The organism is Streptomyces sp. NPDC001002 (assembly GCF_053599215.1).
The window spans coordinates 1-9247 of sequence record NZ_JBSFLV010000241.1 but is presented as its reverse complement, the minus strand read 5'-3'; the positions used below and the strand labels follow the sequence as shown (position 1 = coordinate 9247).

The window sequence follows — 9247 nt, the reverse complement described above, 5'->3', positions numbered from 1 at the left end:
AAGGAACCACGCCCCGGTCGTGATGACCGGAGACGGGGTATCAACATATCTGGCGTTGACTTTTGGCACGCTGTTGAGTTCTCAAGGAACGGCCGCTTCCTTCGTACTCACCCTCTCGGGCTTTCCTCCGGGCGCTTCCCTTCGGTCTTGCGTTTCCGACTCTATCAGATCGTTTTCCGGTCCGATTTCCTCGGTGCTTTCCAGGTTCCCGCTTTCGCGTTTCCCTTTCCGGCGACTCCAACTTTATCAGAAGTTCTGAGCCGGACTGACCGGCCACTCGTTTCCGATTTATCGGGAGAACTTCTTCGTAATCGACGTTCTATCGCCGTTCTGAAGAAGTAGACAGACACTCACTACTGCCGACCGGATCAGATCCAGTTCTAGGCAACTGTTCGAATCTACCTCCCCACTGGCTCCGAGTCAACGGCTCCTGTGGGGCGAAGGAGAGACTAACAGCTCAACAGACGTGTCTGCACATCAGGCAGCCGTGGGGACCGTGGCGCTACGTTCCGCCGCCTCCACGTCGCCCGTCTCGCCGGTACGGGCCGCTCGGCCGCCCAGGATGAACACGTAGGCGAGGAAGGCGAGCTCGGCGCCCACTCCGATCGCGATCCGGGCCCAAGTGGGCAGGCCGGACGGGGTGACGAAGCCTTCGATGGCGCCGGAGATGAAGAGAACCAGCGCGAGGCCGATCGCCATGCCCACGGCGGCGCGGCCCTCCTCGGCGAGAGCCGTGCGTCGGGAGCGTGGGCCGGGGTCGATCACTGTCCAGCCCAGGCGGAGTCCGGTGCCTGCGGCCACGAAGACGGCCGTCAGCTCCAGGAGTCCATGCGGGAGGACGAGGCCGAGGAAGGTGTCGAGCCGGCCTGCTGACGACATGAGGCCGAAACCGACACCCAGGTTGAGCATGTTCTGGAAGAGGATCCAGAGGACGGGCAGACCGAGGAAGACGCCCAGGATCAGGCACTGCGCGGCGGCCCAGGCGTTGTTCGTCCAGACCTGAGCGGCAAAAGAGGCCGCGGGGTGGCTGGAGTAGTACGTCTCGTACTCGCCCCCGGGGCGGGTGAGCTCGCGCAGTTCGTTGGGGGCCGCAATGCTGGCCTGCACCTCGGGGTGTGTGCCGATCCACCACCCCAGGAGCGCGCCCACGAGCGTGGACAGGAGTGCCGTAGGGACCCACCAGTACCGCGACCTGTAGACCGCCGCGGGGAAACCGTACGTAAGGAAGCGCGTGACGTCTCGCCATGAGGCTCGCCGGGTGCCTGTGACGGCACTACGCGCGCGTGCCACCAGTTGGCTGAGGCGTCCGGTCAGTTGTGGGTCGGGGGCGCTGGACTGGATCAGGGAGAGGTGGGTCGCCGTGCGCTGATAGAGGGTGACGAGTTCGTCCGCCTCGGCGCCGGTGAGGCGGCGCTGACGTCCGAGGAGGGCTTCGAGGCGGTCCCACTCGGCTCGGTGGGCGGTGACGAAGACGTCGAGGTCCATCGGTGTGCCTGCTCCTCGGCTGGTCGTCGGCGGCTCGTCGTTGATGTCAGCTTGTCGTACTGCGGCGCAATGTGCCCTCAGCTTGGCAGACTGGCCGTTCACGGGGCAGGCCAGGGAAGGACGACGGGCGTGAGTGAGTTGGTGACGGGCGAGGCTGTGGCGTTGGAGCTGCGCCCTGCGAGGCTGCCCAGCAGGGCGCTCGCGGTGTTGCTCGATCTGACCGTGGCCGTGTTCGTCTACACCGCCCTGACCATCGCCCTCGTCGCCGCGACCGCCTCGCTGGACGAGGCGGCGCAGATCGCGGTGACGATCGCGAGCTTCGTACTGGTGCTGGTGGGCGCGCCGATCGCGGTCGAGACGCTCAGCCACGGGCGGTCCCTCGGGAAGATGGCCTGCGGTCTGCGTGTGGTGCGCGACGACGGCGGTCCCATCCGTTTTCGGCATGCGCTGGTCCGCGGTGGCATCGGGGTGATCGAGATCCTGATGACGTTCGGGGTCGTCGCCGTCATCGCGTCTCTGGTCTCGGCTCGTGGCCGGCGGCTCGGCGATGTCTTCGCCGGGACGCTCGTCGTACGGGAAAGGGTGCCGGTCGCTCGTTCCGGCTTCCTGCCCCCGCCGCCGCCTTGGTTGGCGGGTCGGTTCGCGGAGCTCGATCTGTCCGCGGTCCCTGACGGGCTGTGGCTCGCCATCCGTCAGTACCTGACGCGCATGCAGCAACTCGATCCGCAGGTCGGCTGGACCATGGCGGAGCGGCTCGCCTCCGATCTCGCGGCTCGTACGGGGACTCCGGCTCCGCACGGTGTTCCGCCGGCCGCGTATCTGGCGGCGGTCGTCCAGGAGCGGCAGGCCCGGGAGGTACGACGGTCCTTCGCGAACGGTTCGGGGCTGCGCGGCCCTGCCGTGGCCGGCCCGCCTGTGGCCGCTGCTCCGGCGCCTGGAGCCGTCGGAGCAGCGCCCCCAGCCTTCCCCGTCTACCCGAGCGCCCCGGCTACCCCGGCTACCCCGGCTACCCCGGCTACCCGGACCAACGAGACCGCCGAGCCCAGCGGTCCTGCGGCAAGCACCGGCACCGGATTCGTACCGCCGGCGTAGCCCCTTCCCCGCTCTGCCTGTCCCCGTCTCACGCGAACACGGACGGCGGTGACTCAAGGTCCTCCAGCTCGATCCCGGGCGCCGCGAGGACGACGTCACCGGCGATGTGCACGGCGTGCTGCTCTCCCGTGTCCAGGGCTGTGACCTGGTATTCGTCCACGGGCAGGGGGCCGTTGTCAGTGGCGTGTGCTTCGCTTTTCAGCAAGGCCCAGGACTGGTCCACGGTGCGCGGGGCGAGGACGGGGTCGGTGAAAGTGACGAGGCGTACGCGGGTTGCTGAGGTGGAGGGGGTGAGGCGCAGGAGACGGGCGGTGGCGATGAGGAACGCAGGGGATGTGCCGGTGAAGGCGTGAGCGGGGACGTTGCCTTCGGCGGCCTCGGCTCCGGTGGGGTCCGTGCGGACCCAGGTGACTCCGTCGAGGGCGGCACCGCGTACCTGCCAGCCCGCGGCATGGAGTTCGAGACGGATGGGGCGGCCGAGTTCGTCGAGGGTGAGGTCGACGGAGCCGCTGTGGTCGCCCGAGGGGGTGGTGACCTGGGAAACGTAGCGCCAGCCCGAGGGGCCGGGGGCGCAGTGGAAGTGTTCTTCTGCGAGGGGGGTGTGATCGTGCGGATCGTGGAGCGAATAGCGGCCGCGGGGCATGTGGGTCCTGGATCTTGACGGGCGGGTACGGCGACGGGGCGGCAGGGCCAAAGGGGCAGGCCCCCGGCACGGGGGTGCGGGGGCCTGCCTCGGAGGACCTGCTGCTGGTGAGGTGAGCGTGTCAGCGCACCGACGCGCTCAACTCTCCAGGGTGTGCGCCGAGTCGTGCGGCGGCGTCAGTAGCGGTAGTGGTCCGACTTGTACGGGCCCTCGACCTCGACGCCGATGTACGCGGCCTGCTCGGGGCGGAGCGTGGTCAGCTTCACGCCGAGCGCGTCCAGGTGGAGGCGGGCGACCTTCTCGTCGAGGTGCTTGGGCAGCACGTAGACGTCGGTCGGGTACTCCTCGGGCTTGGTGAACAGCTCGATCTGGGCCAGGGTCTGGTCCGCGAAGGAGTTGGACATCACGAACGAGGGGTGGCCGGTGGCGTTGCCCAGGTTCAGCAGGCGGCCCTCGGACAGCACGATGAGGACCTTGCCGTCGGGGAACGTCCAGGTGTGGACCTGCGGCTTGACCTCGTCCTTGACGATGCCCGGGATCTGCGCGAGGCCGGCCATGTCGATCTCGTTGTCGAAGTGGCCGATGTTGCCGACGATGGCCTGGTGCTTCATCTTGGCCATGTCCGCGGCCATGATGATGTCCTTGTTGCCGGTCGTGGTGACGAAGATGTCGGCCTTGTCGATGACCTCGTCCAGCGTCGTGACCTGGTAGCCGTCCATCGCCGCCTGCAGCGCGCAGATCGGGTCGATCTCGGTGATGATCACGCGGGCACCCTGGCCGCGCAGGGACTCGGCACAGCCCTTGCCGACGTCGCCGTAGCCGCAGACGACCGCGGTCTTGCCGCCGATGAGGACGTCGGTGGCGCGGTTGATGCCGTCGATCAGGGAGTGGCGGCAGCCGTACTTGTTGTCGAACTTCGACTTGGTGACGGCGTCGTTCACGTTGATCGCCGGGAACAGGAGGGTGCCGTCGCGGTGCATCTCGTAGAGACGGTGGACGCCGGTCGTGGTCTCCTCGGTCACGCCGCGGATCTCCGAGGCGAGCTGGGTCCACTTCTGCGAGCCGTCGGTGATGGTGCGCTGCAGGACCTGGAGGACGACGCGGTGCTCGTCGGACTCGGCGGTGTCGAGGGAGGGGACCTTGCCGGCCTTCTCGTACTCGACGCCCTTGTGGACGAGCATGGTGGCGTCGCCGCCGTCGTCCAGGATCATGTTCGGGCCGCCGGTGGGGGTGTTCGGCCAGGTCAGCGCCTGCTCCGTGCACCACCAGTACTCCTCCAGGGTCTCGCCCTTCCAGGCGAAGACCGGGATGCCCTGGGGGTTCTCGGGCGTGCCGTTCGGGCCGACGGCGATGGCGGCGGCCGCGTGGTCCTGGGTGGAGAAGATGTTGCAGGACACCCATCGGACCTCGGCGCCGAGGGCGACCAGGGTCTCGATGAGGACGGCGGTCTGCACGGTCATGTGCAGGGAGCCCATGATGCGGGCGCCGGCCAGCGGCTGCGCCTCGGCGAACTCGCGGCGGATCGACATCAGGCCGGGCATCTCGTGCTCGGCGAGGGTGATCTCCTTGCGGCCGAACTCGGCCAGGGAGAGATCGGCGACCTTGAAGTCCTGTCGGTTGTCGACAGTGGTCATTAGGAGCTGCTCCTCGAGGTTGGGGCTACGGCTGATCTGCGCGGCGGCGGACACAGGGGTGCCCCGAAGGAGGACACAGGCATGCCCGCGTACGCGCAGCGCAGTCCGTCGGAGGCCCTCTCTCCCTCGGTCGGTCCGTGTCGGGACCGCCCGACCGCCATCAGCAGCGACGTCTGGCTCTGTTTCCAAGCTACACCGGGCGACCCGGCCGTCCCCAGTCCACCTCCGAACAGATCGCGCCGATCACGGTGTGCGACAGGGGGCGACGACGGGATGCGGACAGCGACGGCCAGGAACCAGACAGGTGTCTCTCAGTGCCCGGGCGCCGGGTGCTGGGCCGGTCCGCCGGGGGTCGCCTCGCGGTCCGAGCCCTTGGCGGCTTCGGTCTCGCTGTAGATGTCCGGTTCGAGGTAGATGACGCGGGCGATCGGGACGGCTTCGCGGATGCGGGCCTCGGCGGCGTTGATGGCGGTGGCGACCTGGCCGGCCGTGTCGTCGTGGTCCACGGCGATCTTGGCGGCGACCAGGAGTTCCTCGGGGCCGAGGTGGAGCGTGCGCATGTGGATGATGCCGGTGACCGTGTCGCCGTCGACGATCGCGGCCTCGATCTTCCTGACGTCCTCGATGCCCGCGGCCTCGCCCAGCAGCAGCGACTTGGTCTCGGCGGCGAGGACGAGCGCGATCAGGATGAGCAGGATGCCGATGCAGAGCGTGCCGATGCCGTCCCACACGCCGTCGTCGGTGAGCAGCGCGAGGCCGACGCCGCCCAGGGCGAGGACCAGGCCGATCAGCGCGCCGAAGTCCTCCAGGAGGACGACCGGTAGCTCGGGCGCCTTGGCGCGGCGGATGAACTGCGACCAGGAGTGCGTACCGCGCAGGACGTTGGACTCCTTGATGGCCGTCCGGAAGGAGAAGCTCTCGGCGATGATCGCGAACACCAGGACGCCCACCGGCCAGTACCAGTGCTCGATCTCATGCGGGTGCTTGATCTTCTCGTAGCCCTCGTACAGGGCGAACATGCCGCCGACCGAGAAGAGGACGATGGACACGAGGAAGGCGTAGATGTACCGCTCGCGGCCGTAGCCGAAGGGGTGTTGCGGGGTGGCCTCGCGCTGGGCCTTCTTGCCGCCGATCAGGAGCAGGGCCTGGTTGCCGGAGTCGGCGAGCGAGTGGACGCCCTCGGCGAGCATCGACGACGAGCCACTGAACGCGAACGCGACGAACTTCGATGCCGCGATCGCGAGGTTGGCCCCGAGTGCTGCCACGATCGCCTTGGTGCCGCCTGACGCGCTCATGTGTCCGCGTTGTCCCTTCGCCTTCGTGCGTCTACGTCGGCCGGGCTCGCAGTCGCCGCTGCCGTCGCTTTGCCCGTCCTTTGCCGGTGGGCCATTCTTGCAGCCCCGTCCACGAACGGCGCGTCAGGTATCCACAGCTCCGGTCATACGATCACAGTGGCACGGAAGATCGTGCCCGCCCCGGACACCTCGACCTTCTCGGCGGCGGGCACGAAGACCGACTGACCAGGGCTCAGTTCCTGTTCGCCCGCGCGCACCGAGCCTGCCGTGCAGAGCAGGATCTGCGGGGCCTCGCGCGTGAGGTCGGGCGCGGTGCCGCCCTCGGGCAGGACGTACCTCGACAGCCGGAACTCGTCGATCGGCGTCTCGTAGACCTCTTCGCCGTCAGGGGACGCCTCGGGGCGCAGTACGCCCGCGTCGCCGGCCTCGAAGCGGACGATGCGCAGGAGTTCGGGCACGTCGACGTGTTTGGGGGTGAGGCCGCAGCGCAGGACGTTGTCGGAGTTGGCCATGATCTCGACGCCGAGGCCGGTGAGGTAGGCGTGCGGGATGCCGGCGCCGAGGAACAGGGCCTCGCCGGGCTGGAGTCGGACGTGGTTGAGGAGCATCGCGGCGATGACGCCCGGGTCGCCCGGGAAGTGGTGGGCGATGTCCGCGTAGATCGTGTACGCGCCGCCCAGACGCGTGCAGGCGGCCGCGGTCTCGGCGACCGTATGGCGCATCTGTTCGGGGTCGGCGGTGAGGATCGCTGTGAGGACCTCGCGCAGGGCGGCTTCCTCGGGGTGGGCGTGCAGCAGATCGACGTACGCCTTGAGGGAGTCGACGCCGAGGCCGTCGAGCAGGTCGGCGGCCTGGAGCGGGTCGTTGAAGCCGCACAGGCCGTCGAACTCGGTGAGCGCGCAGATGAGTTCGGGCTTGTGGTTGGCGTCCTTGTAGTTCCGGTCCGGGGCGTCGATCGGGATGCCGCGGCGCTCCTCGTCCTCGTAACCCTCTTTCGCCTGCTGGAGGTTGGGGTGGACCTGGAGGGAGAGGGGGGCGCCGGCGGCGAGGATCTTGAGGAGGAACGGCAGACGGGGGCCGAACTTGGCGACGGCCGCGGGGCCGAGTTCGCGTTCCGGGTCGGCGTCGATCACCTCGACGAGCGTGCCGCGTTCGGTGCGCGAGGGTGCGCCCGGGTGGGCGCCCATCCACATCTCCGCCTGGGGTTCACCGCTCGGCTCGACGCCGAGGAGGCCGGGGATGGCGGTGGTGGAACCCCAGGCGTAGGGGCGGACGGTGTTGTCGAGGCGATCCATGCGGTTCTCTCTGCCGGGTCTCGGGTGCGTGCGGTGCGCTGTGTGTGCGGGTGTCGTGTCGACTAGGGAAGTGGCATCTACGGGAGTGTCGACTACGGGAGTCGCGTCCACGACGGAACAGCTACGCGCGCGTGCGACTGCGGCTGTTCCGTGCGCAGGCGTCCAAGATCAGGCCCCCGAGGCGAGCGCCAGGTAAACGGCGGCGAAATCCGTCATGGCGATCAGTTCGGCGAGGGTCTCCAACTCGCCGCCTGCCTCCGGCTCCAGCTCGCTGATCGGCGTGTCGTGGCCCAGGGCCAGGTCACGGGCGGCCGGGGCGGCGGTGAGGCCGCCGATCGGGCGGTCGCGGAGCAGCACCACGCGTGCGTGCAGCGCGGGCGCCTCGTCGACGCGGTCGCGGAAGAAGTCGTCGGGGTCAGCGCTGGCGGCGAGCCGGCCCGCCAACAGGACGTTGTGCGCGACGAGCGCCTCGGGGAGTTCGGCCACCACCGCGGGCGTGCCGGACAGTTCGGCGAGGGCGGCGGCGAATCGACGGCCCGCGGGTCCGGCCGAGACGCCCTCGGTCCATACGACGGGCAGGGACTCGGCGAGTTCGGCCGCGAGCGTCTTGGCGGGGTTGCTGTAGGTCGCGACGGCCGGTCCGCAGCGCTCGGCGACGTGGTCCAGGCGGTCGGCGACCTTCTCCAGGTCCTCCGGCGGGGCGGAGAGCAGCCCGGTGCGGTCGAGGAGGGCGAGGAGGGGCGTGAGCAGCGCCCACAGGACGCCGGGGGCGGACGCGGTGAGCGGGCCCTCCTGCTCGTACGGGGCCGTCGCCATCGGTACGAACAGGCCGTGCGCGCCGTCGACCGCCTCGCTGAGCGGGGTGCGGGCGGGGGCCACGGCGGCGACCGAGCAGCCGCGGCGGTAGGCCGCGTCGGCGAGCAGGGACAGGCCGGGTTCGGTGCCGTCGGGGGTGGCGATCAGGAGCAGGTCGACCGAGCCGGCCCAGCCCGGGAGGTCCCAGCGCAGGGCGCCGGCCGCCGGGGCGACGCCGGTGGGGGCGAGGCGGGTGACGGGGCTGCCGGCGCCGGCCAGGGTGCCCAGGAGGTCGGCGACGCAGGTGGCGGCGGCGCCGGGGCCCGCGATGAGGACGGCGCGGGGGCGGCCGTCGGGCTTGAGCTCGGGGATGCCGGCCTCCACCGCGTGGCGGGCCGCGGTGCGGACGCGGGCGCCGGCTTCGGCGGCGCCGCGCAGGAGGCCGCGGTGGTCTGCCTCCGAGAGTGCCTCGGGGGTGTCGAGCAGCGACTCGTCGAGCATGGGCGGCAGCCTCCGAATAGCTGTGCCGGGTCCTGGTCCTGGTGCGCGGGTCTTGATCGTTTACGTGGGCCGTGCCGTGGGGTTTTACGCGGGGCGGCGGGCCTCGTCGACCAAGAGGACGGGGATGCCGTCGCGGACGGGGTAGGCCAGGCCGCAGTCCTGACCTGTGCAGATCAGCTCGGTGTCCTGCTCCTTGAGGGGGGCGTGGCAGGCGGGGCAGGCGAGGATCTCCAGGAGGCCGGCTTCGAGCGGCATGGGGTGTCCCTTCGGGCGGGTGCACGTGCGTTGGTATTGCGTGTGCGGGGTGGTGTGGGGATGTGCCTGGTCAGGGTACCGCCGTGGGAATGGGGCCGGGGGTTTCTCGCCCCCGCCGCCCCTACCCGTCCCATCCCCAGGGGCTCTGCCCCTTCGACCCCACTGGGGGCTGCGCCCCCAGACCCCGCTTCGGCCTGAACGGCCTCGTCCTCAAACGCCGGACGGGCTGAAAGACACAGGGGGATCGGGACG

At 69.9% G+C, this 9247-nt stretch carries 8 protein-coding genes; 1 reads left to right on the top strand and 7 read right to left on the bottom strand.

Translation table 11 applies throughout. The annotated features are described in order from the left end of the window. Nucleotides 1-477: 477 nt before the first annotated feature. Nucleotides 478-1485: a stage II sporulation protein M gene (locus ACWDR3_RS46085; protein WP_450358684.1), complete on the bottom strand. Its 1008-nt coding sequence runs from the start codon at nucleotides 1483-1485 to the stop codon at nucleotides 478-480. 129 nt (nucleotides 1486-1614) lie between these two features. On the opposite strand from ACWDR3_RS46085, the gene ACWDR3_RS46080 reads away from it, so the two are divergent. Further along, nucleotides 1615-2577, top strand: a complete 963-nt coding sequence (locus ACWDR3_RS46080) for an RDD family protein (RefSeq protein ID WP_450358683.1) — start codon at nucleotides 1615-1617, stop codon at nucleotides 2575-2577. Between the two features lie 28 nt (nucleotides 2578-2605). Here ACWDR3_RS46080 and ACWDR3_RS46075 read toward each other — a convergent pair whose 3' ends face one another. From ACWDR3_RS46075 to ACWDR3_RS46050, 6 genes are all read right to left on the bottom strand, one after another. Beyond that, nucleotides 2606-3220: a hypothetical protein gene (locus ACWDR3_RS46075; protein ID WP_450358682.1), complete on the bottom strand. Its 615-nt coding sequence runs from the start codon at nucleotides 3218-3220 to the stop codon at nucleotides 2606-2608. 176 nt (nucleotides 3221-3396) lie between these two features. Next, on the bottom strand, nucleotides 3397-4854 hold the full coding sequence (gene ahcY / locus ACWDR3_RS46070) for an adenosylhomocysteinase (protein ID WP_450358681.1): 1458 nt from the start codon (nucleotides 4852-4854) through the stop codon (nucleotides 3397-3399). Nucleotides 4855-5165: 311 nt separating this feature from the next. Further along, entirely contained in the window at nucleotides 5166-6149 is a 984-nt protein-coding gene (locus tag ACWDR3_RS46065) for a cation diffusion facilitator family transporter (protein ID WP_450358680.1), read from the bottom strand. A 143-nt stretch (nucleotides 6150-6292) separates the two neighbouring features. Continuing rightward, the gene (gene manA, locus ACWDR3_RS46060; protein ID WP_450358679.1) at nucleotides 6293-7444 is read right to left on the bottom strand and encodes a mannose-6-phosphate isomerase, class I; all 1152 of its coding nucleotides are present in this window, start codon (nucleotides 7442-7444) and stop codon (nucleotides 6293-6295) included. A gap of 168 nt (nucleotides 7445-7612) precedes the next feature. Beyond that, complete coding sequence (locus ACWDR3_RS46055; RefSeq protein WP_450358678.1) at nucleotides 7613-8740, bottom strand: SIS domain-containing protein; 1128 nt, start codon at nucleotides 8738-8740, stop codon at nucleotides 7613-7615. Nucleotides 8741-8824: 84 nt separating this feature from the next. Next, a complete protein-coding gene (locus ACWDR3_RS46050; protein ID WP_007382472.1) occupies nucleotides 8825-8995 on the bottom strand; it encodes a Trm112 family protein in 171 nt (56 codons plus the stop codon). Between the last annotated feature and the right edge of the window lie 252 nt (nucleotides 8996-9247).